The sequence below is a fragment of the Klebsiella sp. CN_Kp104 genome (assembly GCF_040064515.1).
Classification (GTDB): domain Bacteria; phylum Pseudomonadota; class Gammaproteobacteria; order Enterobacterales; family Enterobacteriaceae; genus Klebsiella; species Klebsiella aerogenes.
This window is the reverse complement of the sequence record NZ_JBEAII010000001.1, coordinates 1-22,114: the sequence shown is the minus strand read 5'-3', so window position 1 is coordinate 22,114 and position 22,114 is coordinate 1. Positions and strand designations below refer to the sequence as shown.

26 protein-coding genes are annotated in these 22,114 nt (G+C 54.2%); 16 read left to right on the top strand and 10 right to left on the bottom strand.

Going from position 1 to position 22,114, the window contains the following annotated elements; translation table 11 throughout:
* Positions 1 to 17 precede the first annotated feature (17 nt).
* Both ABLU80_RS00130 and ABLU80_RS00125 read left to right on the top strand, forming a co-directional pair.
* On the top strand, positions 18 to 230 hold the full coding sequence (locus ABLU80_RS00130) for a hypothetical protein (protein ID WP_015367633.1): 213 nt from the start codon (positions 18 to 20) through the stop codon (positions 228 to 230).
* A gap of 28 nt (positions 231 to 258) precedes the next feature.
* Positions 259 to 813 (top strand): helix-turn-helix transcriptional regulator, encoded by a 555-nt coding sequence (locus tag ABLU80_RS00125; protein ID WP_047080614.1) that lies wholly within the window; start codon positions 259 to 261, stop codon positions 811 to 813.
* 52 nt (positions 814 to 865) lie between these two features.
* On the opposite strand, the gene ABLU80_RS00120 is transcribed toward ABLU80_RS00125, so the two are convergent.
* Together ABLU80_RS00120 and ABLU80_RS00115 are read right to left on the bottom strand one after the other, a co-directional pair.
* The gene (locus tag ABLU80_RS00120) at positions 866 to 1,600 is read right to left on the bottom strand and encodes a MerR family transcriptional regulator (RefSeq protein ID WP_015704784.1); all 735 of its coding nucleotides are present in this window, start codon (positions 1,598 to 1,600) and stop codon (positions 866 to 868) included.
* A gap of 156 nt (positions 1,601 to 1,756) precedes the next feature.
* Entirely contained in the window at positions 1,757 to 2,968 is a 1,212-nt protein-coding gene (locus tag ABLU80_RS00115; RefSeq protein ID WP_262830744.1) for a diguanylate phosphodiesterase, read from the bottom strand.
* A gap of 310 nt (positions 2,969 to 3,278) precedes the next feature.
* Between ABLU80_RS00115 and ycgZ the strand changes: the two genes are divergently transcribed.
* The 3 genes from ycgZ (at position 3,279) to ABLU80_RS00100 (ending at position 4,206) form a co-directional block, all read left to right on the top strand.
* Complete coding sequence (ycgZ, locus tag ABLU80_RS00110; protein ID WP_015367637.1) at positions 3,279 to 3,524, top strand: regulatory protein YcgZ; 246 nt, start codon at positions 3,279 to 3,281, stop codon at positions 3,522 to 3,524.
* A 65-nt stretch (positions 3,525 to 3,589) separates the two neighbouring features.
* Positions 3,590 to 3,892, top strand: coding sequence for a hypothetical protein (locus tag ABLU80_RS00105; protein WP_026612370.1), 303 nt, complete (start codon positions 3,590 to 3,592; stop codon positions 3,890 to 3,892).
* Between the two features lie 47 nt (positions 3,893 to 3,939).
* Entirely contained in the window at positions 3,940 to 4,206 is a 267-nt protein-coding gene (locus ABLU80_RS00100) for a biofilm development regulator YmgB/AriR family protein (protein ID WP_015367639.1), read from the top strand.
* A gap of 60 nt (positions 4,207 to 4,266) precedes the next feature.
* On the opposite strand, the gene pgl is transcribed toward ABLU80_RS00100, so the two are convergent.
* The gene (gene pgl / locus ABLU80_RS00095; RefSeq protein ID WP_015367640.1) at positions 4,267 to 5,262 is read right to left on the bottom strand and encodes a 6-phosphogluconolactonase; all 996 of its coding nucleotides are present in this window, start codon (positions 5,260 to 5,262) and stop codon (positions 4,267 to 4,269) included.
* Between the two features lie 184 nt (positions 5,263 to 5,446).
* Between pgl and ABLU80_RS00090 the strand changes: the two genes are divergently transcribed.
* Positions 5,447 to 6,265, top strand: a complete 819-nt coding sequence (locus ABLU80_RS00090; RefSeq protein WP_077203104.1) for a pyridoxal phosphatase — start codon at positions 5,447 to 5,449, stop codon at positions 6,263 to 6,265.
* Here the strand turns inward: ABLU80_RS00090 and modC are convergent, their stop codons facing one another.
* From modC to ABLU80_RS00070, 4 genes are all read right to left on the bottom strand, one after another.
* Positions 6,266 to 7,324, bottom strand: a complete 1,059-nt coding sequence (gene modC, locus ABLU80_RS00085) for a molybdenum ABC transporter ATP-binding protein ModC (protein ID WP_348849566.1) — start codon at positions 7,322 to 7,324, stop codon at positions 6,266 to 6,268. It lies immediately after the preceding gene.
* A 2-nt stretch (positions 7,325 to 7,326) separates the two neighbouring features.
* Complete coding sequence (modB, locus tag ABLU80_RS00080; protein ID WP_348849565.1) at positions 7,327 to 8,016, bottom strand: molybdate ABC transporter permease subunit; 690 nt, start codon at positions 8,014 to 8,016, stop codon at positions 7,327 to 7,329.
* Positions 8,013 to 8,789, bottom strand: coding sequence for a molybdate ABC transporter substrate-binding protein (gene modA, locus ABLU80_RS00075; RefSeq protein ID WP_213796416.1), 777 nt, complete (start codon positions 8,787 to 8,789; stop codon positions 8,013 to 8,015). The genes modB and modA overlap by 4 nt, the downstream gene beginning before the upstream one ends.
* Before the next feature lie 127 nt (positions 8,790 to 8,916).
* On the bottom strand, positions 8,917 to 9,066 hold the full coding sequence (locus ABLU80_RS00070; RefSeq protein ID WP_015367645.1) for an AcrZ family multidrug efflux pump-associated protein: 150 nt from the start codon (positions 9,064 to 9,066) through the stop codon (positions 8,917 to 8,919).
* 153 nt (positions 9,067 to 9,219) lie between these two features.
* On the opposite strand from ABLU80_RS00070, the gene modE reads away from it, so the two are divergent.
* From modE to gpmA, 7 genes are all read left to right on the top strand, one after another.
* Complete coding sequence (modE, locus tag ABLU80_RS00065) at positions 9,220 to 10,008, top strand: molybdenum-dependent transcriptional regulator (RefSeq protein ID WP_015367646.1); 789 nt, start codon at positions 9,220 to 9,222, stop codon at positions 10,006 to 10,008.
* 67 nt (positions 10,009 to 10,075) lie between these two features.
* The gene (gene modF, locus ABLU80_RS00060; RefSeq protein WP_047739948.1) at positions 10,076 to 11,551 is read left to right on the top strand and encodes a molybdate ABC transporter ATP-binding protein ModF; all 1,476 of its coding nucleotides are present in this window, start codon (positions 10,076 to 10,078) and stop codon (positions 11,549 to 11,551) included.
* Between the two features lie 206 nt (positions 11,552 to 11,757).
* A complete protein-coding gene (gene galE, locus ABLU80_RS00055; RefSeq protein WP_015367648.1) occupies positions 11,758 to 12,774 on the top strand; it encodes a UDP-glucose 4-epimerase GalE in 1,017 nt (338 codons plus the stop codon).
* A 31-nt stretch (positions 12,775 to 12,805) separates the two neighbouring features.
* The gene (gene galT / locus ABLU80_RS00050) at positions 12,806 to 13,855 is read left to right on the top strand and encodes a galactose-1-phosphate uridylyltransferase (RefSeq protein ID WP_230249944.1); all 1,050 of its coding nucleotides are present in this window, start codon (positions 12,806 to 12,808) and stop codon (positions 13,853 to 13,855) included.
* Positions 13,855 to 15,003, top strand: coding sequence for a galactokinase (gene galK / locus ABLU80_RS00045; RefSeq protein WP_213796414.1), 1,149 nt, complete (start codon positions 13,855 to 13,857; stop codon positions 15,001 to 15,003). Before galT ends, galK begins: the two co-directional genes overlap by 1 nt.
* Positions 14,997 to 16,040 carry a galactose-1-epimerase gene (gene galM, locus ABLU80_RS00040; RefSeq protein ID WP_063446618.1) on the top strand — a complete coding sequence of 348 codons (1,044 nt, stop codon included), beginning with the start codon at positions 14,997 to 14,999 and terminating at the stop codon, positions 16,038 to 16,040. The genes galK and galM overlap by 7 nt, the downstream gene beginning before the upstream one ends.
* A 234-nt stretch (positions 16,041 to 16,274) precedes the next feature.
* Positions 16,275 to 17,027: a 2,3-diphosphoglycerate-dependent phosphoglycerate mutase gene (gpmA, locus tag ABLU80_RS00035; protein ID WP_015367652.1), complete on the top strand. Its 753-nt coding sequence runs from the start codon at positions 16,275 to 16,277 to the stop codon at positions 17,025 to 17,027.
* A gap of 111 nt (positions 17,028 to 17,138) precedes the next feature.
* On the opposite strand, the gene aroG is transcribed toward gpmA, so the two are convergent.
* The gene (gene aroG, locus ABLU80_RS00030; RefSeq protein ID WP_015367653.1) at positions 17,139 to 18,191 is read right to left on the bottom strand and encodes a 3-deoxy-7-phosphoheptulonate synthase AroG; all 1,053 of its coding nucleotides are present in this window, start codon (positions 18,189 to 18,191) and stop codon (positions 17,139 to 17,141) included.
* Between the two features lie 315 nt (positions 18,192 to 18,506).
* Between aroG and ABLU80_RS00025 the strand changes: the two genes are divergently transcribed.
* Both ABLU80_RS00025 and zitB read left to right on the top strand, forming a co-directional pair.
* Entirely contained in the window at positions 18,507 to 18,878 is a 372-nt protein-coding gene (locus tag ABLU80_RS00025; protein ID WP_015367654.1) for a YbgS-like family protein, read from the top strand.
* Positions 18,879 to 18,991: 113 nt separating this feature from the next.
* Complete coding sequence (gene zitB, locus ABLU80_RS00020; protein WP_015367655.1) at positions 18,992 to 19,930, top strand: CDF family zinc transporter ZitB; 939 nt, start codon at positions 18,992 to 18,994, stop codon at positions 19,928 to 19,930.
* Here zitB and pnuC read toward each other — a convergent pair.
* Entirely contained in the window at positions 19,927 to 20,646 is a 720-nt protein-coding gene (pnuC, locus tag ABLU80_RS00015; RefSeq protein WP_063443639.1) for a nicotinamide riboside transporter PnuC, read from the bottom strand. The genes zitB and pnuC overlap by 4 nt on opposite strands.
* A gap of 35 nt (positions 20,647 to 20,681) precedes the next feature.
* Positions 20,682 to 21,725, bottom strand: coding sequence for a quinolinate synthase NadA (gene nadA / locus ABLU80_RS00010; RefSeq protein ID WP_348849637.1), 1,044 nt, complete (start codon positions 21,723 to 21,725; stop codon positions 20,682 to 20,684).
* A gap of 81 nt (positions 21,726 to 21,806) precedes the next feature.
* Here nadA and ABLU80_RS00005 point away from each other — a divergent pair, with 81 nt between their 5' ends.
* Positions 21,807 to 21,944 (top strand): hypothetical protein, encoded by a 138-nt coding sequence (locus tag ABLU80_RS00005; protein WP_348849636.1) that lies wholly within the window; start codon positions 21,807 to 21,809, stop codon positions 21,942 to 21,944.
* Positions 21,945 to 22,114 lie beyond the last annotated feature (170 nt).

Here is a 22,114-nt window from a genome sequence, read left to right as displayed (position 1 = left end):
GTGGGAGATTCAGGCTTATGCATATCAAAAATACGATCCCTGTGCAGTTTATAGCTAACTGCGCATTGCTGAAAAACATAGAAAATAGCTTATTACAGGAAAATAAAACCGTTGACGATCTTCAATTAATTAGTGAGATTAATCAACGGTTACAAATAGAAAGTAATGAAATACTTGCTGATATCTATTTACAGGCGCTGGATATTCTGCGCTGTGGTATTCGTCATTAATTCGTCCATCCGCTTCGTGGAGACCAAAATGTTCAGTAAACACACGCACATTTGTTCCGAACGCTATGACCTGTGGATTGACAACCACTATCTTCTGAGCGGCATCAGCCTTATTCTGCGCACGCTGCCAGAAAGTTGCTTTCGCAAAAAGCATGTTTTCTTCACCAGCGATAGCTATTTCTCGGTGTTGCAACACAAATACAATCGTCGGGAAACGATTTTTATTTTATTAACCGAAGGCAACGATCTTAATTTCCTTAGCGAACTGCCAATGTTACGCATTCCCGCCAGATCGACCCCTGCTGAATTAAAAACATTTCTCAATCAACCGACCCGTTATTATAAATCGCATACTTCTCCGGGCGAACTGATACAGTTTACCGAGCGAGAAAAGAAGGTCATTCAGCTCATCAGTAATGGCGAAGCCATTGCCAGTATTGGTCGCTCGCTAAACTTGCATATTAAGACAATTTATCAAATCCGTTTGAATCTGATAAAAAAACTGGGCTGCAGCGGCAGGACCGATTTCTTTAATATCAGCCGTAGCGAAACATTTAAGTCCTGGAGTCAAATCCATCTGTGAGCACGCGCGACGTAAGCAAACAGCAACCTGCCTCAATTGCAAGGCAGGTTTTTTATTCGTTACCGTGGAAGTGAATACTAAAGCCCTGTTCCTGCCAGTGGCCCAGCAGCTCCAGTTGCAGCGGCGAGGCGGGGCGCCCGGTCCAGACGAAAATATGTTGTCCAGGAAACAGCTCCGGGCGGGGAGATTCTAACGGTTCCGCCAGCACGTTAACATGCCAACCGCGTTGCGAAAGACGCCAGGCTTCCAGCCATAGGCCGGTGCGGTCTTCATTCCCCCACCCCACCAGCAGCGTCTCCTTGCCATTTTTTTTACGCGATTCCGCTAAAAACAGCGCCACGCAATCAATCAATATGCCATCCAACATGCTGCTGATGACCATTGAAGTGTTTTGATCGAGCTTCAGCCGCTGGCGCACCGGCGCGAACAGGCTATCAAGCAGGGTGTCGACGGGATGCTGATGGCTTAATGCGGTGATTTTGGCGCGGATTTTTGCCGGCTGCATATAGCGCAGGATACTCATCATCTCTTCCTGCAACTGTGCGGATTCGTCACGGGCGGCAGGTAGCTGGCCTTCCAGCAGCGCTTTAACCTTGCCCACTGAAACGCCACGTTCTATCCAGCGCTTAATTTCTTCGATTCGCTGAATATCTTCTTCATCAAACTGACGGTGCCCGCCTTCGCTACGCTGCGGTTTCAGCAAACCGTAACGCCGCTGCCAGGCTCGAAGGGTGACCGGATTGATTCCGCAACGCTCGGCTACTTCACCGATACTGTAAAAAGCCATAAGCCGCCTTATCTCAACCTGATACTTTAGCGCCTAAACTAACGAATTTAGGCATACTGTACAACTCTCTTTTCTTGTACAGATAAAGATATCAGGTTGCAGCTCACAGCGTGCGGGAAAAAGGATGAAAGTATGTTTACGCTATCCCAGGAGGGATCATATTTTCCCTGGCCAGGCGATAGCCGGCAGACCACCCAGTCGCGGGCTGGCAAACAGATTTCCCTGGAAATGAGAAATACCCGCCGCCTCCAGCCACATCCACTCCTCCGCCTGCTCAACGCCAACCACCGATACGGCAATTTCCAGCGAGTGGCAGCATTTAATAATCGCCTGCACGATAGCCTGACGCGGCCCGTCACGATGGATGTTGCGGATCAGCTGTTGGTCAATTTTAATTCGATCCGGTTGATATTGCGCCAGCAGCGATAGCCCGGCAAAACCGGCGCCAAAGTGATCGATAGCGACGCGTATTCCCGCCCCCTTCAATTTGCGTACGGCATCGGTAAACTCATCCATTCGCGAAATCACTTCACTCTCGGTGAATTCAACAATAATTTGTTCCGGAATCAAATCGTTGCGCTGAATTTCCGTTAGCAGGAATGGCACCGCATCCGCCACTTTCACCAGCGTCATCGGCAGTAGATTGATGGTCAGCGTACGTTCACGCAGGCCTAACTTACCGGCAATGGCCAGCGCAACCCGTTTACTTTGCAGATCCGCGACGTAAATCTCATCGCCTGACAAACCGGCAAAATAGGCTGCGGGCGGTTCTCCGTCAACGGTACGCAGCAGCGCTTCCCAAGAGATTATTTCGCAGGCAAAAGGGTCAACCACCGGCTGAAAAGCAAAACAGCATGATTCAGCGCCGTCGATACAGGGTGCGGCCGGATAAAACGTGCTCTCATCAGCAGTAAAATCCCAGCTATCAGCTGCCGGAATTTCATAATAATTCTCTTTTTCCGTCGCTTCGACAAAGGTACGGAAAAAATGCAGCGCCCGGTCGTCGTAAGTCAGCTGATATTTTGTCGTCCCCTTATCCAGCACGTTCTGTAGTACCGCGTCGCGATCGTGTTCCCTTAAATCAAACAGCTCCATGCCGACCTTACCAAAGCGGCGAGCCGGCGCGTAATCGCATAGAAGCTCCACCAGATTGTAATGACGCGGGTCGGCGCAAATATGTCGATAAATTTGCTGTACGTTTTCTTCCGGTCCCTCAATGAGTTGGAAAAAATGCGTACCGTTAAAAAGTAAAATACCGGTGACATCCGCCTGACCATTTCTCTCGTTAGCCGCAGCAACCATCGACTCGAGCGATTTGAATGAGACATCGTCGCAGATATGGCTGCGATAAATGATGGTGGTGAGCATAGCGGTTCCAGATGAGAGGTATAAGCATTCACAGTAGCAGTTACTGTTCGATACGTCTTGCTAAACAAGTATTTATATTAACAAAAATTGAACACACAACGCCGCCAGGCCGCATAATCTTGTACAATCCGTCACGCTTAAAACCCTCATTGCAATTTTACACAAAATAAAAAAAACAACAAATTTATCAATAATTTTCAATCAACTATACTCCAGGCACGATTTATTGCGCAATACACTATGTACAAGTTACAAATTATTGTATAAGTTTACTCACAGTTAACAGATGAGTGAAATTAAAGGAGCGCATATGCAGCAGAATGGTTACATTCCAGATACAGCGAACGCGATAGCCCAGTATTTCAACAAAGCATCGTTACCTTCTCAGCAGGAGACGCTGGGCGAAATCGTGATGGACATTCTCACCGAAGGGCGGCATTTAAACCGCAAAGCGCTTTGCACCAAGTTACTGAGCCGTCTTGACGTCGCACGAGCCCCGGAAGAAGAAAATCATTATCAAACGTTGATTGGCCTGCTTTTTGAGCGTCAGGAGTAAACGCTGACTGTCGGCCTGCACCTGACCTGGCCTACAGGAACAACCTGGCATGCAGAGGGACGATGATGAAAAGCAGTCAATCAGATCGGGTTAGCGATGAGATTATTGGCGAAGCAGTTTTATCTCTTCTTAAAACAAACCGGCCAATTAATATTCCGACGCTGCTAGTCAAACTTCGGTTAATGCAGGCAGCGGAAACGAACCGCCAGCGAAGGAATGCAATTATTGCCGTTATCGATGAAATTAGCGTCAGACTCACGACGCGCGGCAATCACGCGCCGGTCATTAAAAAGATTAACGGCCAGTGGGAAAACAGAGCCGTTGTTGTGGATAGTAACGTCGAACCGACGGGCAAAAAAATACACTGATCCCCGAACAAGTTTAATAAACAAGTGAGAATATGATGAGACAGACTATGCATCAGCAATCAGATATTTACGCAGGACTGCAGGATACAGCGCTCTCAGAATATTTCCGCAGCGCCGGAGATAAATTAGTCGATGAATCTGCGGTAATGTCGCTGGCAATCGACAGTATCCTCAGCTCAGATGGACATCTGAGCAATAAGGCGCTTATTTTATGGTTGATCAATGCGCTGGAAACCACCGATAACGTGGTTACCGCGGATGTGATTCGCAAGACGCTGGAAATTGTCGTCGGCTATACGATGGATGATATTTAAAGCTGTCAGTCCGAATAAAAAAACCTCGCCGGCGCGAGGTTTTTTTCTATCAATAGCAAATTAATGCGCGTTAACCACTACCCACATAGGGCCCTGACCAACAGCATAACGCCCTTTCTCTTTTAACAGCCCCTGCTCGCCGGCAATTTCATAAACCGCGATATGATGCGATTTCTGCCCCGCGGCAATCAAATACTTACCGCTATGATCGAGATTAAAGCCGCGCGGCTGCGCTTCGGTCGGCTGGTAGCCTTCAATAGACAGTACGCTACCGTCTTCAGAAACGCTAAAGATGGTGATAATGCTGGCGGTACGATCGCAGGCATAAAGATGACGGCCATCCGGCGTAATATGGATATCCGCAGCCCAACGCACGCCGGTAAAATCTGGCGGCATCATATCCAGCGTCTGTACGCACTCAATTTTCCCGTGCGGATCTTTAAGCTCCCACACGTCAACGGAGCTGTTCAGTTCGTTCACACAGTAGCCATACTGCTGGTTCGGATGGAACACCATATGCCGCGGACCGGCGCCTTCCACGGTAGTAACTTCCGCCGGCTCCTGCGCGGCCAGATAGCCGTCGTCGCTCAGGTTAAACAGGCAAATACGATCCTGCTTCAGCGCCGGTACCCATAGCGTGCGGTTGTCCGGTGAAATATTGGCCGAGTGGCAGCCCTCCAGCCCCTCGACGACGGTGACCGTTTCGCCCGGCAGGCCGTCAATCAATGGCGTCACGCTCACGCAGCCCTGATTGTAGGAAGCGCTGAAAACAAAACGGCCCTGATGGTCGGTGGAGATATGCGTCGGGCTACCCGGCAGCGCGGCTTCGCCGGCGAAAGTCAGCGCGCCATTATCTGGCGCAATGCGGTAAGCCAGGACGCGAAACTCCGGACGCACGCCGACATAGAGATACTCTTTGTTCGGGCTTACCACCATCGGCTGCACCTGGCCCGGGGCATCAACAACCTGAACCAATGTCAGATTTCCCTCAGCATTGAGGCTCCAGACGTGAATCTGATGGCTCTCCGGGCTGGCGGTATATACGGTTTGTTTCATGACTACTCCTTTCCTCACTGCTCGTGAAACTGCTCGTGGACATCGTTATACATTTCATCCGGCGCGCGGCGCAACGATGAATGGTATAGACGCTTTTAACGGTAGATGCTGAAAAATTTGCCCCTGAGACGAAGCCGTGTACCATCATGGCAGACCCTTTTTCACCATTTACCGGAACCAACACATGACCTCACGCGTGATCGCCCTCGATTTAGACGGCACCCTACTGACCTCGAAAAAAACGATTCTTCCGGCGTCGCTCGATGCGCTGGCTCGCGCCCGGGAGGCTGGATATCAGGTGATCGTCGTAACCGGCCGACATCACGTCGCTATCCATCCTTTTTATCAGGCACTGGCTCTCGATACACCTGCAATTTGTTGTAATGGTACCTATTTGTATGATTATCATGCAAAAAAGGTTCTCGAAGCCGATCCGATGCCGGTGGATAAGGCCCTCAGCCTCACCAACATGCTCGCCGAACACGATATTCACGGTCTGATGTACGTCGATGACGCCATGCTTTATGAACATCCGACCGGCCATGTGATCCGCACCACTAACTGGGCGCAGTCGCTGCCGGTTGAACAGCGCCCGGTTTTCACCCAGGTGGATTCTCTGGCGCAGGCGGCGCGTGAAGTACAAGCGGTATGGAAATTCGCCCTCACCGATGAAAATATCCCGAAACTACAGGCCTTCGCGCAGACCGTCGGCCAGAAGCTGGGCCTGGAATGTGAATGGTCGTGGCACGATCAGGTGGATATTGCCCGCGCCGGCAATAGTAAAGGCAAGCGCCTGGCGCAGTGGGTCGCCGCGCAAGGATTATCCATGCAGGACGTTATCGCCTTTGGCGATAACTACAACGACCTCAGCATGCTGGAAGCCGTCGGGACCGGCGTGGCGATGGGTAACGCGGTTGAAGAAGTCAAAGCGCGGGCCAACGTGGTGATCGGCGAAAACGAAACCACCAGCATCGCCGACTTTATCAATCGTAACCTGCTGTAATCAGGCCGCGATCGATACGCTCTTAATTTGCGCATACAGCCACTGGCCTGGGCTGACACCCAGGTCATCCCGCGCCCACGGGCTAATTCGCGCCCATAGCGTTTTGCCGCTGACCGTAAGCTGTACCTCGATCTGGCCGTTGGTTTCCACGCAGCCAACAACCTGCGCGCGCAGAATATTCCGGATACTGGTTTGTCGCGGATGCTCCAGCACCAGCGACACATCCGACGCCTGAATACGAACACGCGCCGCTTCGCCCGGCTCCCGCGCCAGCTGATTAACCCATAGTTGCTGATCGCCCAGCGCCAGCGCAGTCATTGCATATTGCGGATGCTGCGCGATCACCGAGACGTTAAGAATCGTGCTCTGCTGCTCCTGCGGCAGCCACGGATGCATCACGCTGCTGCTCCACACCGTTTCGAGATCGCCAAACGCCTTCACTTTTCCCGCTTCCAGCACCAGCACGTTATCGGCCAGGTGCTGAATTTCATCCAGCGAGTGGCTGACATACAGCATCGGGATATGGATCTCGCGCGCCAGCCGCTGTAAATAGGGGAGTAATTCGCGCTTTCGCGGAATATCCAGCGAGGCCAGCGGCTCATCCAGCAGCAGCAATTCCGGCGCGGTCAACAGGGCGCGGCCAATCGCCACCCGCTGTTTTTCCCCGCCGGACAAACTACCGGGCAGCCGTTCCAGCAGGTGCTCAATGCCCAATAACGCCACCAGCTTATCAAATTGCGCGGCCATGCTTTTGGCCATCCCATATTTCAGGTTGCCGCGCACTTTATAGTGCGGAAACAGCCGCGCGTCCTGAAACACATAACCGATACGCCGCTTCTCCGGCGCCAGGCAGATGCGCTGTCGCGCGTCATTGAGCACCCGGCCATTGAGCACAATGCGCCCCTGCTGCGGCTGCGTCAGCCCGCTGATAGCATTAATCAGCGAGGTTTTTCCCGCGCCTGAGACGCCGAAAATAGCGGTAATGCCGCTGGCGGGAAGGGTTTCATGCACTTCGAGGCAGTGGTTGCCCAACGTCTGGCTAAAATCGAGCTCCAGCATAGTTATTTTCCCATCCGCTTACGGCTAAGGCGCGCCAGCCATTCAGACACCAGCAACGATACCAGCGCCAAAACAATAGAGATGATGCATAACCGCGCGGCGGCGCCTTCGCTGCCGGGCGTTTGAATCAGGGTATACATCGCGGAAGGAATGGTGCGCGTTTCGCCAGGAATGTTTGAGACAAAGGTGATCGTCGCGCCAAACTCTCCCAGCGAACGGGCGAAAGCCAGCACCGTACCGACAATAATGCCCGGCAGGGTCAACGGCAGCGTGATGGTGAAAAATACCCGCCAGCGATTAGCCCCCAGGGTGCGCGCCGCCTGTTCAAGCTTCACGTCCACCCCTTCAAGCGCGAGGCGTATCGCCCGCACCATCAGCGGGAATGACATTACCGCCGCCGCTAGCACCGCCCCCCGCCAGCTGAAGGCGAAGGTCAGACCAAAGCAGTCGTATAACCAACTGCCGATAAAGCCGCGTCGCCCCATGGAAATCAGCAACAGATAGCCGACCACCACCGGCGGCAGCACCAGCGGTAAATGTATAATGCTATCGAGTAACGCTTTGCCGGGAAAATGGCGGCGCACCAGCAGCCAGGCGAAAAAGATCCCAAAAGGTAAGCTGCAAACCACCGCCAGGGATGAAACTTTCAGGCTCAGCAGTACCGCCTGCCATTCGGGATCGCTTAAAATCATTGCTGTGTGGTGAATCCGTAACGTTTAAAGATAGCCGAGGCTTCCGGGCCTTTGAGGTAGTCATAAAACGCGGTTACGGTAGCATTTTTATGCCCATCAACGATAGCCAGCGGATACTCGACTTTTTTGTGCGAATCCTCCGGGAAGGTGCCCACCACTTTGACCCCCTTGCTGGCGACGGCATCAGAGCCGTAGACGATGCCCAGCGGCGCTTCGTTGCGCTCCACCAGCGCCAGCGCGCCGCGCACGTCTTCTGCCGGCGCGAGCTTCGGCGACAGTGTCTCCCAGGCCCCCAGTTTCTGCAGAGCTTCTTTCGCGTAGATCCCCGCCGGTACGTGATCCGGATCGCCGACCGCCAGACGCCCGCCTTGCAGCAGGCTGGCCCAGTCGGTTTTATCATTAATGGTGATATCGCTGCGATCGCTGGCTTTCGGCGCGACCACCACCAGGCTATTGCCCAGCAGCGTGGTGCGGGTTGCCTTATCGATTGTTTTTTTGTCTACGGCATAGTCCATCCATTTCTGGTCCGCAGAAATAAACAAATCGGCGGGCGCGCCGGCTTCAATCTGGCGCGCCAGCGTGGAGGAAGAAGCAAAGGAAGAGACCACTTCAACACGGTGCGCTTTTTTATAGGCTTGCGCGATATCCTGCATAGCGTTGGTTAACGACGCCGCGGCAAAAACGGTAATTTTGCCGTCCTGCGCCAGCGCATGACCAGAAACGCAGAGCGTTAAAGCCGCTCCGGTCAGAAAACGCGACCATTGACCTGCCATTGGAAACTCCTGTGTGTTCGTTATGTAGCGAATAATATAACGACTATACTCAGGATTTCCCAGCGCGATTTAGGGGTAATCAGGATAGGTACAAAAGAAAACGCCCGGCGAGCCGGGCGTTGGGGAATCAGTGATTTTGCTGGCTGCTGTCTTTATGACCGACGCCGGAGAAAATGTTGAACACTTCGCCGAGACCGTAAATCAGACCGAGGATGACCGCCATCACCACAGGTACCATGACGACAGCAAATACCAGACTTTTCAACAGCTCTAACATGGTTGGCTCCAGATAGTACGAATACTTCATTGTAACCATTTCAGCCGGAAAAACACGCCCCATTTGTGCGGTGCCTCACCGCCGCTGCGGCAGATGGCTGTTGCAAGATGGACGCTATCGTTCACAATACGCTTTTTACGTCAGGAATTGATTATGCAGGCCGAAATCCTTCTTACGCTTAAGCTTCAACAGCGCCTGTTCGCCGATCCCCGCCGGATAGCCTTACTCAAGCAGATTGATCGGACTGGCTCAATTAGCCAGGGGGCGAAGAACGCCGGTATCAGCTATAAAAGCGCATGGGATGCGATCAACGAAATGAACCAGCTTAGCGAACAATCGCTGGTCGACCGCGCCACCGGCGGCAAAGGCGGCGGCGGCGCGGTGCTGACCCGCTATGGACAGCGGTTGATTCAGTTATACGATCTGTTGGCGCAGATTCAACAAAAAGCCTTCGACGTACTAAGCGACGATGACGCCCTACCCCTCGACAGCTTGCTGGCGGCGATTTCCCGCTTCTCGTTACAAACCAGCGCCCGCAACCAGTGGTTCGGCACCATCACCGGTCGTGACCACCAGCAGGTACAGCAACATGTCGACGTGCTGCTGGCGGACGGCCAGACCCGTTTTAAAGTCGCCATTACCGCTCAAAGCGCCGACCGCCTCGGGCTCACTGAAGGCCAGGAAGTACTGGTGTTGCTGAAAGCGCCGTGGGTCGGCATCACGCTTGACCACGCCGTGGCGCAGCAGGCAGACAACCAGCTTACCGGGCACATCAGCCACATTGAACGCGGGCCGGAGCGGTGCGAAGTCATCATGGCGTTGCCGGATGGGCAAAACCTGTGCGCCACGCTGTCAACGGCGCAAACCGACGGTTTGCAGGAAGGCGCGCAGGCGATCGCCTACTTCAATGCCGATCGCATCATTCTGGCAACCTTATGCTAATGGCATTGACTTTATTGCCGTGAAGACGTATCCCTGAAGCACAACACTGCAAAAAGTGGGATACACAATGTCATCATTGCAAATTTCGCAAGGCACGTTTCGCCTTAGCGATATAAAAACCTTACATATCGATCGCCTCACGCTGCGCGCTGGCGAAAGCTGGGCTTTCGTCGGCAGTAACGGTAGCGGTAAATCGGCGCTGGCCAGAGCGCTGGCCGGTGAACTGACTCTGTTAAACGGGCAGCGCGAAAGCGCATTTCAGCGTACTACTCGCCTCTCCTTCGAACAGCTGCAGAAACTGGTCAGCGACGAGTGGCAACGTAACAACACCGATATGCTCAGTCCCGGCGAAGAAGATACCGGTCGCACCACCGCAGAAATCATCGAAGATGAAAGACACGACCCGGAACGCTGTGCCCGGCTGGCGGAGCAGTTTGGTATTAGCCACCTGCTGACGCGGCGCTTTAAATATCTATCGACGGGCGAAACCCGCAAAACGCTCCTCTGCCAGGCGCTGATGAGCGACCCCGACCTGCTGATTCTCGACGAGCCGTTTGATGGCCTGGATGTCGCTTCGCGCCAACAGTTGGCAGACCTGCTGGCCAGCCTACATAAGGCAGGCATCACCCTGGTACTGGTACTCAACCGCTTCGATGAGATTCCAGAATTCATTGAATATGCCGGCGTGCTGGCGGATTGCACGCTGAGCGAAACCGGCGAGAAACAGGCGTTATTACAACAGGCGCTGGTTGCCCAACTGGCGCATAGCGAAAAACTTGCCGGTATGACGCTACCAGAACCGGATGCCCCCGCCGCCCGGCACGACTTAGCGGCGAACACTCCACTTATTATCCTTAACGACGGCACGGTGTCGTATAACGATAAAGCGATCATTAACCAGCTAAGCTGGACGGTGAACCCCGGCGAACACTGGCAGATTGTCGGCCCCAACGGCGCGGGCAAATCCACATTGCTGAGCCTGATCACCGGCGACCATCCACAGGGTTACAGCAACGACCTGACGTTGTTTGGCCGCCGTCGCGGCAGCGGCGAGACCATCTGGGATATCAAAAAACATATTGGCTATGTCAGCAGCAGCCTGCATCTGGAATACCGCGTCAGCACTAACGTGCGTAACGTGATCCTTTCCGGCTACTTTGATTCGATAGGCATTTATCAGGCGGTCTCTGATAAGCAGCACAAGCTGGTCCAGCGCTGGCTGGATATTCTCGGCATTGATAAACGCACCGCCGACGCGCCGTTCCATAGTCTGTCGTGGGGGCAGCAGCGGTTGGCGCTGATCGTTCGCGCGCTGGTCAAACACCCGACCCTGCTGATACTCGATGAACCGTTACAGGGACTGGATCCGCTGAATCGTCAACTGGTACGTCGTTTTGTTGATGTTTTAATTGGCGAAGGGGCCACGCAGCTGCTGTTTGTATCGCATCATGCCGAAGATGCCCCTGACTGCATTACCCACCGTCTGGAGTTCATTCGCAGTGGAGACGGTTACACTTACCGCCTCGGTCCGCTGGCAGAATAGCGCTATACAGGGGTCTGCGGATCCCTGTATTTTTTCAGAGAAATAACCAATAATCACCACAAGTATCTGTTTTATAAAGAATCAAATAAAATCAGTCTTAATATCACATCAAGTGTAAACGATTCCACCATTTTGGCCTGTGTCACACTTTTCCCTTCTTTGGTATGCTATCTTCTTCTCACACGATAAGCCTATTGGAGCGAATCATGAAAGTACTGGTCACAGGTGGTAGCGGTTACATTGGAAGTCATACTTGCGTACAGCTGCTGCTGCAGGGACATGATGTGATTATTCTCGACAATCTCTGCAACAGTAAACGCAGCGTATTGCCGGTCATTGAACGTCTCGGCGGCAAGAAAGCCACCTTTGTCGAAGGCGATATTCGTAATGAAGCGCTGATGACGGAAATTCTGCACGATCACGCTATCGAAGCCGTGATCCATTTTGCCGGCCTGAAAGCCGTCGGCGAGTCCGTCGCCAAGCCGCTGGAATATTACGACAATAACGTCACCGGTACACTTAAATTAGTTTCCGCTATGCGCGCAGCCGGCGTTAAAAACTTTATTTTCAGCTCCTCCGCGACCGTCTACGGCGACCAGCCGAAGATCCCTTATGTTGAAAGCTTCCCGACCGGTACCCCGCAAAGCCCCTACGGTAAAAGCAAACTGATGGTTGAGCAGATCCTCGCCGACCTGCAGAAAGCCCAGCCAGACTGGAGCATCGCGCTGCTGCGCTACTTCAACCCGGTCGGCGCGCATCCATCAGGCGATATGGGCGAAGATCCGCAGGGCATTCCAAACAACCTGATGCCGTATATCGCGCAGGTTGCCGTTGGCCGTCGCGAATCACTGGCGGTATTCGGTAACGACTATCCGACCGAAGACGGCACCGGCGTGCGCGACTACATCCACGTGATGGACCTCGCCGACGGTCACGTCGCCGCCATGGAAAAACTGGCGAACAAAGCTGGCGTACATATCTACAACCTCGGCGCAGGCGTCGGCAGCAGCGTGCTGGACGTGGTCAACGCCTTCAGCAAAGCCTGCGGTAAACCGATTAATTATCACTTCGCGCCGCGCCGCGATGGCGATCTCCCGGCCTACTGGGCTGATGCCGCCAAAGCCGACCGCGAGCTGAACTGGCGCGTGACGCGCAACCTTGACGAAATGGCGCAGGACACCTGGCACTGGCAGTCCCGTCATCCGCAGGGTTATCCGGACTAATAGCCTAAAGGTAAGGCTCTAAGGAAATACCATGACGCAATTTAACCCCGTCGACCATCCGCACCGTCGTTATAACCCGTTAACCGGGCAGTGGATTTTGGTTTCCCCGCATCGCGCCAAGCGCCCCTGGCAAGGGGCGCAGGAGACGCCGGCAAAACAAACGTTGCCCGCGCACGATGCGGATTGTTTCTTGTGCCCGGGCAATACCCGCGTCACCGGCGACACTAACCCGAATTACACCGGCACCTACGTGTTTACCAACGACTTTGCGGCATTGATGACCGATACGCCGGACGCTCCGGAGAGCGACGATCCGCTGATGCGCTGTCAAAGCGCGCGCGGCACCAGTCGGGTTATCTGCTTCTCGCCAGACCACAGCAAAACGCTGCCGGAACTGAGCATTGAAGCACTGGAAGGCGTGGTTAAAACGTGGCAAGAGCAGACCGCGGACCTTGGGAAAAGTTACCCCTGGGTCCAGGTCTTCGAAAATAAAGGTGCGGCGATGGGCTGCTCCAACCCGCATCCTCACGGCCAGGTATGGGCCAACAGTTTCCTGCCCAATGAGGCGGAACGTGAAGACCGTCTGCAAAAGAAATATTTCGCTGAGCAGGGTTCACCGATGCTGGTGGATTATGTGCAACGCGAACTGGCCGACGGCAGCCGTACCGTTGTAGAAACCGAACACTGGCTGGCCGTGGTCCCGTATTGGGCGGCCTGGCCATTTGAGACGCTGCTGCTGCCAAAAACGCACATACAGCGTCTGACCGATTTAACCGCAGCCCAGCGCCACGACCTGGCGCTGGTGCTGAAAAAGCTGACCAGTCGTTACGACAACCTGTTCCAGACCTCCTTCCCCTACTCCATGGGCTGGCACGGCGCGCCGTTTAATAATGAAGATAATCAACACTGGCAGTTGCACGCTCACTTTTACCCGCCGCTGTTGCGCTCCGCCACGGTGCGCAAATTTATGGTCGGCTACGAAATGCTAGCCGAAACCCAGCGCGATCTCACGGCGGAGCAAGCCGCCGAAAAGTTACGTGCCGTTAGCGATATCCATTTTCGTGAATCAGGAGTTGAATAATGAGTCTGAAAGAGAACACCCAGGCGCTGTTTGCTGAACAGTTTGGCTACCCTGCCAGTCACGTCATTCAGGCGCCGGGCCGCGTCAACCTGATTGGCGAACATACCGATTACAACGATGGTTTCGTGCTGCCGTGCGCCATTGACTATCAAACCGTTGTCAGCTGCGCGCCGCGTTCCGACCGTATCGTGCGGGTCATTGCCGCCGATTACGATAATCAGCGCGACGAGTTTTCCCTCGATGCGCCTATCGTTAGCCACGATACCCAACAGTGGTCAAACTACGTACGCGGCGTGGTCAAACACCTGCAGAAGCGCAATAACCACTTCGGCGGCGCCGATCTGGTCATCAGCGGCAACGTACCGCAGGGCGCGGGTTTAAGCTCCTCGGCTTCGCTGGAAGTCGCCGTCGGCACCGTGTTCCAGCAACTGTATCATCTGCCGCTCGACGGCGCGCAAATCGCCCTTAACGGCCAGGAAGCGGAAAACCAGTTCGTCGGCTGTAATTGCGGCATTATGGACCAGCTTATTTCGGCGCTGGGTAAAAAAGATCATGCGCTGCTGATTGACTGCCGTACCCTTGGCACCAAAGCGGTGTCGATGCCGAAAGGCGTCGCGGTGGTGATTATCAACAGCAACTTTAAACGCACGCTGGTGGGCAGTGAATACAACACCCGTCGCGAACAGTGTGAAACCGGCGCGCGTTTCTTCCAGCAGCCCGCTCTGCGTGACGTTGAGCTTGCGCAATTTAATGCCGTGGCCCACGAGCTGGACCCGATTGTGGCAAAACGCGTGCGCCATGTGTTAACCGAAAACGCCCGTACCGTCGAAGCCGCGAGCGCGCTGGCAAACGGCGACCTGCAGCGCATGGGCCAACTGATGGCGGAGTCTCACGCCTCCATGCGCGATGATTTTGAAATCACCGTACCGCAAATTGATACGCTGGTTGAGATTGTCAAAGCGGTTATCGGCGACCAGGGCGGCGTGCGCATGACCGGCGGCGGCTTTGGCGGCTGCATCGTTGCCCTGATGCCGGAAGCACTGGTCGAAAAAGTACAGCAGGCGGTAGCCGCTCAGTATGAAGCGAAAACCGGCATTAAAGAGACTTTTTATGTCTGCAAACCATCCCAGGGAGCCGGCCAATGCTAACGCCAACTCGCGAACTCGCGCCCGACGGACAGCCGTGGAACGTGATAACGCTGCGTAATAACGCCGGGATGACCGTAACGGTGATGGACTGGGGCGCGACGCTACTCTCCGCGCAAGTGCCTCTTGCCGATGGCAGCCTGCGCGAAGCGTTGCTTGGCTGCGCCACGCCGCAGCAATATCGCCAGCAGGCGGCATTTCTGGGCGCATCCGTCGGCCGCTACGCTAACCGTATCGCCAACAGCCGCTTCACGCTCGATGGTGAGATCGTGAATTTAACCCCGTCGAACGAGGCCGGCCACCAGCTCCACGGCGGGCCGGACGGCTTCGACAAACGCCGCTGGCAAATTGTCAGCCACGACGACAGCCAGGTGCTGTTTGCGCTTGACTCCGCCGATGGCGATCAGGGCTTCCCGGGTCATCTTCAGGCAACCGCGCGCTATCGCCTGACAGACGATAATCGTATCGCCATTGAGTACCGCGCTACCGTTGATAAGCCCTGCCCGGTCAATATGACTAACCATGTCTATTTTAACCTCGACGGCGCGCAGGGCGACGTGCGCCACCACCGCCTGCAGATCCTGGCCGACCAGTATCTGCCGGTGGAGAGCGACGGTATTCCGTATGGCGATTTGCGCGACGTGGAGTACACCAGCTTTGATTTCCGCGCGCCGAAGGTGCTTGCTGGAGAGTTTCTTGCCGATGCTGACCAGCAAAAAGTGAAAGGTTACGATCACGCCTTTCTGCTGCAGGCCAAAGGCGACGCCCACCAGCCGGCGGCGCATGTCTGGTCGCAGGATGAAAAGCTACAGCTGACGGTGTACACCTCGGCCCCGGCGCTGCAGTTTTATTCCGGTAACTATCTCGGCGGCACGCCATCGCGCGGCAGTCAACCTTACGGCGACTGGCAAGGGCTGGCGCTGGAAAGCGAGTTCCTGCCGGACTCCCCCAATCATCCGCACTGGCCGCAGCCAGATTGCGTATTACGGCCCGGCGCCGAATACGTTAGCCTGACGGAATATCAGTTTATCGCCGGATAACGTCATAACCCTCCCTACGGAGGGTTTTTTTTCGCCTTTTTGCTGTAATTTGCACCGCTAAAAGACAAAAAACTAACCGGTGTTTTACAAGCATCTTACACTGCGTCACTATTTTCGCTATGGTTAGGGATAAGCATTGCCGTGAGGCAAATCACGGCAATATAATGAGAATAGTTATCAATCAATAAACACATACACCACAGTAGTCGGGTTGCGTGTAGGAGGAGTAAGAGAATGGCTGTAACTAAGCTGGTACTAGTTCGTCACGGCGAGAGCCAATGGAACAACGAAAACCGTTTCACCGGTTGGTACGACGTTGACCTGTCTGAAAAAGGCGTTAGCGAAGCGAAAGCGGCGGGTAAACTGCTGAAGGAAGAAGGCTTCAGCTTTGATTTTGCTTATACCTCCGTGCTGAAACGTGCCATCCACACCCTGTGGAACGTGCTGGACGAACTGGATCAGGCCTGGCTGCCGGTTGAGAAATCCTGGAAACTGAACGAACGTCACTACGGCGCGCTGCAGGGCCTGAACAAAGCCGAAACCGCTGAGAAGTATGGCGACGAGCAGGTTAAACAGTGGCGTCGCGGCTTTGCCGTCACCCCGCCGGAACTGACCAAAGATGACGAACGTTATCCGGGCCACGATCCGCGTTACGCGAAGCTGACCGATGCGGAACTGCCGACCACCGAGAGCCTGGCGCTGACCATTGACCGTGTCGTACCTTACTGGAACGAAACCATTCTGCCGCGCCTGAAAAGCGGCGAGCGCGTCATTATCGCCGCTCACGGTAACTCCCTGCGTGCGCTGGTGAAATACCTCGACAACATGGGCGAAGACGAGATCCTCGAACTGAACATCCCGACCGGCGTACCGCTGGTGTATGAGTTCGATGAAAACTTCAAGCCGATCAAACACTACTACCTGGGCAATGCTGACGAAATCGCTGCGAAGGCCGCGGCTGTCGCTAACCAGGGTAAAGCGAAGTAATAAGCGACTGAATAATTTCAGCCATAAAAAAAGCGTGGGATTTCCCACGCTTTTTTATTTTTAGCCATTGCAGGCCTAACGCGAACGCAGCCAACAATGGCAAAGTACAGGCTAGCCGCGGCGCGCTTTAACCGCATCCGCCAGCTGGCGCAGGATGGTCTCGGTATCTTCCCAGCCGATGCAGGCGTCGGTTACGCTCTTGCCGTAGGTCAGCGGTTCGCCGCTTTCCAGGCTCTGATTGCCTTCCACCAGGTGGCTTTCAATCATCACGCCCATAATCGCGTTTTCACCGCCGGCAATCTGCTGGCACACATCGGCGCCGACTTCCATCTGCTTTTTAAACTGCTTGCTGGAGTTAGCGTGGCTGAAGTCGATCATGATTTGCGCCGGCAGACCGGCTTTTGCCAGACCCACTTTCACTTCGGCAACGTGCTGAGCGCTATAGTTCGGCTCTTTACCGCCGCGCAGAATGATATGGCAATCGCTGTTGCCGCTGGTGTTCACAATAGCGGAATGGCCCCACTTCGTTACCGATAAGAAACAGTGCGGCGCGCCAGCAGCGTTGATCGCATCGATAGCGACCTTGATGGTGCCATCGGTGCCATTTTTGAAGCCAACCGGGCATGAGAGGCCGGAAGAGAGTTCACGATGCACCTGGGATTCAGTGGTACGCGCGCCGATTGCCCCCCAGCTCATCAGGTCCGCCACATATTGCGGGGTGATCATGTCAAGGAACTCGCCAGCCGCTGGCAAACCGCTGTCGTTGATTTCCAGCAGCAGCTTACGCGCGATACGCAGCCCGTCGTTAATGCGGAAGCTGTTATCCATGTGCGGATCGTTAATTAGCCCCTTCCAACCGACGGTGGTGCGCGGTTTTTCAAAATAGACGCGCATAACGATTTCCAGCTCGCCTTTAAGCGCTTCACGCAGTGTCAGCAGACGGCTGGCATACTCTTTCGCCGCGGCAGGGTCGTGAATAGAGCACGGACCAATTACCACCAGCAGACGATCGTCGTTGCCTTTGAGGATGTTGTGAATCGCTTTGCGAGCATGTGCAACGGTATTAGCAGCATTTTCGGTAGCGGGGAATTTTTCCAGGAGCGCAACGGGAGGTAATAATTCGTTGATCTCTTTAATGCGTAAATCGTCGTTCTGATAATTCATCTTCTTTCCAGGCGTTGCCATACTTATACAATGAAATGCAATCCTTCCAATCTATCTCTTCGGTCAAAAAGTGTAAACGTGATTTTACACTGACGATGGAATAATCCTGGAATTAGGGAAAAATACGCCATAAAGTAGCGAAATCCTGCCAGCCAACTACAATTTTTAACTGCAACATCCAATTAAATGTTTATTTTCAGTATTATATTTTAAATCCTCACGCTAAGGCGGAGTGTTAAACCATAGCACCGCAGATCCCTGGCACATCTATGTTGGCCGCGTTTAGCCAACAAATCGACTAAGCAGGAGTATCCGATGAATATGAATAAACTCACAGCTCTACTTCTCACCGCCACCTTAAGCTTAGCCAGCGGCGCCGCGTTGGCCGCCGATAGCGGCGCGCAATCGAACAACGGTCAGGCCAATTCCGCCGCTGATGCCGGACAGGTTGCGCCCGATGCCCGTGAAAACGTGGCGCCAAATAATGTCGATAACGACAAAATTAACTCCGGCGGCACCATGCTTCATCCTGATGGTTCGACGATGAATCATGACGGGATGTCGAGCGACGAGGTCCATAAAAACAGCATGTGCAAAGATGGACGCTGTCCGGACACGGATAAAAAAATGGAAAGCGGCAATGGCATGAACAACGATGCCAGCAAAACGGATGGCACCTCGCAATAATTCAAAGGATGAGATAAGGGATCGAGGTGGCAGTGCTCACCTTGATCCCTTTGTTCGCTGAATTTCGGTAAGATGTCATAGTGTAATAATGATAACTATTAAGGGATGACATCATGGCGCATGCACATTCACCGACCCCTGCTGGCGAAAACAGTAACGCCAACCGGCTGCTTTGGGCTTTTATCGTAACCGCCGGTTTTATGATTATTGAGGCCATCGGCGGCGTCATTTCCGGTTCCCTGGCCCTGCTCGCCGATGCCGGACATATGCTCACCGACTCCGCCGCCCTCCTGTTCGCTCTGCTGGCGGTGCGCTTCGCCAGCCGGCCGCCAAATAGCCGCCACACTTTTGGTTGGCTGCGTTTAACTACTCTCGCCGCCTTCGTCAACGCCATCGCCCTGGTGGTCATTACCATTTTCATCTTCTGGGAAGCGGTACAGCGTTTTAACCATCCGCAGCCGGTGGCGGGAAAAACCATGATGGTCATCGCCGTCGCCGGACTGCTGGCCAATATCCTCGCCTTCTGGATCCTGCACCGCGGCAGCGCCGAAAGTAATCTTAACGTCCGCGCGGCGGCACTGCATGTGCTGGGAGATCTATTGGGTTCCGTCGGCGCCATCGTGGCCGCTATCGTCATTCTGATGACCGGCTGGACGCCGATTGACCCGATCCTCTCGGTGCTGGTGTCGTGTTTAGTACTGCGCAGCGCCTGGCGACTGCTGCAGGAGAGTATGAATGAGTTGTTGGAGGGCGCGCCGCGCTCGCTGGATGTCGAAGCATTAGGCCGCGATCTACGCCGCTCAATTCCTGAAGTCCGCGACGTTCACCACGTTCACGTCTGGCTGGTGGGGGAAAAACCGGTGATGACGCTGCACGTACAGGTCGTGCCGCCGCACGATCACGATGCGCTACTTGATAGCATCCAGCATTTTATTGAGCATAAATATGAAATTGAGCATGTGACGGTACAGATGGAGTACCGCCCCTGCAGCGGCCCGGAATGCCACCTGAATCTGGCGCATTCCGGACATGAGCATCATCATCACCATTAACGTGAAAGCGCGTGAGAACCCCGCTCACGCGCGCTGTTAATCCACATCCGGCTGCCATTCAGGGCAATGAACGTCAGCAGCAAATATTCCAGCGACATCGCATACACGCCCTGTAGAGCGAATATCACCACGCTAATGACGTTGATGATCACCCACAGCAGCCAGTTCTCAACGTATTTACGCGTCATCAATACCATAGCGGCAATCGACAGCACCATCATGCAGGAATCCCAGAATGGGAAAGCATCGGGTTCCAGCGTCGGCATCGCCACCTGCAGCCCGAGCATTTGCATCAGGCTGACGGCGATACGGGTCAGGAAGGCAAACACCGGGTTAATAAACACCGTCATCAGACCGATAGCCACTACGCAGCCCGCCAGCCAGGCCAGCGCTTTTGGCAACGGCAGCCAGCGAATTTTCAGTTCCGCTTCGTTATCGCTGGTCTGCCTTGACCACGCGTACCAACCGTAAACGTTCGCCGCGAAGAAAAACAGCTGCAGCAGCAGGCTGGCGTACAGCTGGATCTGGAAGAAGATGATCGCAAAAAGCGTCACGTTCACTAAGCCGAAGGCATAGTTGCTGATCTTTTCCAGGCTCGCCAGCCAGATGCACAACAGGCCGGCGATGGTCCCCACCGCCTCAATCCACGACAGATCGTAGCCGCCGGCGCCGATCGGTATATGCACTAAAATATTCTGCGTACTGAAAAAATCCATTTTATCCCCTAAGCGTAACGCGACGCGGTAATGAGTTATCCCCGTAGTGTAGCCGCAAATTCCAGCATACGGTTAAGCGGAATTAATGCCCCGGCACGCAGTTTGGCGTCAACGTGAATTTCGTGTTCAATGCCGCCCTGCTCTAACCCTTCCGCTATCGCTTTCAGGCCGTTCATCGCCATCCACGGACAATGGGCGCAGCTACGACAGGTTGCGCCCTCACCTGCCGTAGGCGCTTCCAGCAGCTCTTTTTCCGGTACCGCCTGCTGCATTTTATAGAAGATCCCGCGATCGGTGGCCACGATAAGCTGACGCTGCGGCAGGCTTTTCGCCGCAGCAATTAATTGGCTGGTTGATCCTACCGCATCCGCCATGTCGACAATCGCCTGCGGTGATTCAGGATGCACCAGGATCGCCGCGTCGGGGTAGAGCCCCTTCATGCGCGCCAGCGCCTGGGTTTTAAATTCATCATGGACGATGCAGGCGCCCTGCCAGCACAGCACGTCGGCCCCGGTCTGGCGCTGTACATAGCGGCCAAGATGGCGGTCCGGCGCCCAAAGTATCTTTTGTCCGAGGCTATCGAGATGTTCAATCAATTCCACGGCGATGCTGGAAGTCACTACCCAGTCGGCGCGCGCTTTTACCGCCGCTGACGTATTGGCATAGACCACCACGGTGCGATCCGGATGAGCATCGCAAAATGCATTAAAGTCATCAATGGGACAGCCGAGATCCAGAGAACACTCCGCATTCAGCGTCGGCATCAGAATGGTCTTTTCCGGACTAAGAATTTTGGCCGTTTCGCCCATAAAACGTACTCCGGCAACCAGCAGCGTGGAGGCCGGGTGACGCGCGCCAAAACGCGCCATTTCCAGCGAGTCGGCAATACAGCCGCCGGTCTCTTCGGCCAGTTGCTGAATTTCAGGATCGGTGTAGTAATGCGCCACCATCACGGCGTCGCGTTCACGCAGCAGGCGTTTAATTTTCTCGCGGTAAAACACTTTTTCGTCACGGTTCAACGGTTGTGGTTTTGGCGGGAAAGGATAAATCGCCGTTTCAGGATCAAACATTACGCTCATCATGCAATCTCGTTTTACTGGCTTAACTTTGAAACCGTAAATATCGCTTTGTATCGCCTTAATACGGTCACTATGTTTTATATGCTAAACAAGATAGCCGATCGCAAGCGAAATGTCGTGATGAATTTTGTATTCCCCGGGGACGATGCTCGCATCTTCCCGGGCTACCGGTTCGTGCGCTATGGAGTCACGGTAAGCGTAGTGCGAACATGGAGTTGATTGTGGAGAATGACGCATAGCAAAAAGGCGCCTTTAGGGCGCCTTTTTACATTGGTGGATCGTTGCTGATGCAACGTTATACTTCACGCTCAACATCTGAGATAAATGTTGAATTTGGTGGGTCGTGCAGGATTCGAACCTGCGACCAATTGATTAAAAGTCAACTGCTC

Bases quoted from the DNA above. Each gene is read 5' to 3' on its own strand.
- galE (WP_015367648.1), top strand. From the start codon at position 11,758: ATGAAAGTACTGGTCACAGGTGGTAGCGGTTACATTGGAAGTCATACT.
- pnuC (WP_063443639.1), bottom strand. From the start codon at position 20,646: ATGGATTTTTTCAGTACGCAGAATATTTTAGTGCATATACCGATCGGC.
- ABLU80_RS00070 (WP_015367645.1), bottom strand. From the start codon at position 9,066: ATGTTAGAGCTGTTGAAAAGTCTGGTATTTGCTGTCGTCATGGTACCT.
- pgl (WP_015367640.1), bottom strand. From the start codon at position 5,262: ATGAAACAAACCGTATATACCGCCAGCCCGGAGAGCCATCAGATTCAC.
- ABLU80_RS00125 (WP_047080614.1), top strand. From the start codon at position 259: ATGTTCAGTAAACACACGCACATTTGTTCCGAACGCTATGACCTGTGG.
- modB (WP_348849565.1), bottom strand. From the start codon at position 8,016: ATGATTTTAAGCGATCCCGAATGGCAGGCGGTACTGCTGAGCCTGAAA.
- modE (WP_015367646.1), top strand. From the start codon at position 9,220: ATGCAGGCCGAAATCCTTCTTACGCTTAAGCTTCAACAGCGCCTGTTC.
- ABLU80_RS00115 (WP_262830744.1), bottom strand. From the start codon at position 2,968: ATGCTCACCACCATCATTTATCGCAGCCATATCTGCGACGATGTCTCA.
- modA (WP_213796416.1), bottom strand. From the start codon at position 8,789: ATGGCAGGTCAATGGTCGCGTTTTCTGACCGGAGCGGCTTTAACGCTC.
- ABLU80_RS00100 (WP_015367639.1), top strand. From the start codon at position 3,940: ATGCATCAGCAATCAGATATTTACGCAGGACTGCAGGATACAGCGCTC.
- ycgZ (WP_015367637.1), top strand. From the start codon at position 3,279: ATGCAGCAGAATGGTTACATTCCAGATACAGCGAACGCGATAGCCCAG.
- nadA (WP_348849637.1), bottom strand. From the start codon at position 21,725: ATGAGCGTAATGTTTGATCCTGAAACGGCGATTTATCCTTTCCCGCCA.
- modF (WP_047739948.1), top strand. From the start codon at position 10,076: ATGTCATCATTGCAAATTTCGCAAGGCACGTTTCGCCTTAGCGATATA.
- ABLU80_RS00005 (WP_348849636.1), top strand. From the start codon at position 21,807: ATGCTAAACAAGATAGCCGATCGCAAGCGAAATGTCGTGATGAATTTT.
- galK (WP_213796414.1), top strand. From the start codon at position 13,855: ATGAGTCTGAAAGAGAACACCCAGGCGCTGTTTGCTGAACAGTTTGGC.
- ABLU80_RS00090 (WP_077203104.1), top strand. From the start codon at position 5,447: ATGACCTCACGCGTGATCGCCCTCGATTTAGACGGCACCCTACTGACC.
- ABLU80_RS00120 (WP_015704784.1), bottom strand. From the start codon at position 1,600: ATGGCTTTTTACAGTATCGGTGAAGTAGCCGAGCGTTGCGGAATCAAT.
- aroG (WP_015367653.1), bottom strand. From the start codon at position 18,191: ATGAATTATCAGAACGACGATTTACGCATTAAAGAGATCAACGAATTA.
- galM (WP_063446618.1), top strand. From the start codon at position 14,997: ATGCTAACGCCAACTCGCGAACTCGCGCCCGACGGACAGCCGTGGAAC.
- ABLU80_RS00105 (WP_026612370.1), top strand. From the start codon at position 3,590: ATGAAAAGCAGTCAATCAGATCGGGTTAGCGATGAGATTATTGGCGAA.
- modC (WP_348849566.1), bottom strand. From the start codon at position 7,324: ATGCTGGAGCTCGATTTTAGCCAGACGTTGGGCAACCACTGCCTCGAA.
- gpmA (WP_015367652.1), top strand. From the start codon at position 16,275: ATGGCTGTAACTAAGCTGGTACTAGTTCGTCACGGCGAGAGCCAATGG.
- ABLU80_RS00130 (WP_015367633.1), top strand. From the start codon at position 18: ATGCATATCAAAAATACGATCCCTGTGCAGTTTATAGCTAACTGCGCA.
- galT (WP_230249944.1), top strand. From the start codon at position 12,806: ATGACGCAATTTAACCCCGTCGACCATCCGCACCGTCGTTATAACCCG.
- zitB (WP_015367655.1), top strand. From the start codon at position 18,992: ATGGCGCATGCACATTCACCGACCCCTGCTGGCGAAAACAGTAACGCC.
- ABLU80_RS00025 (WP_015367654.1), top strand. From the start codon at position 18,507: ATGAATATGAATAAACTCACAGCTCTACTTCTCACCGCCACCTTAAGC.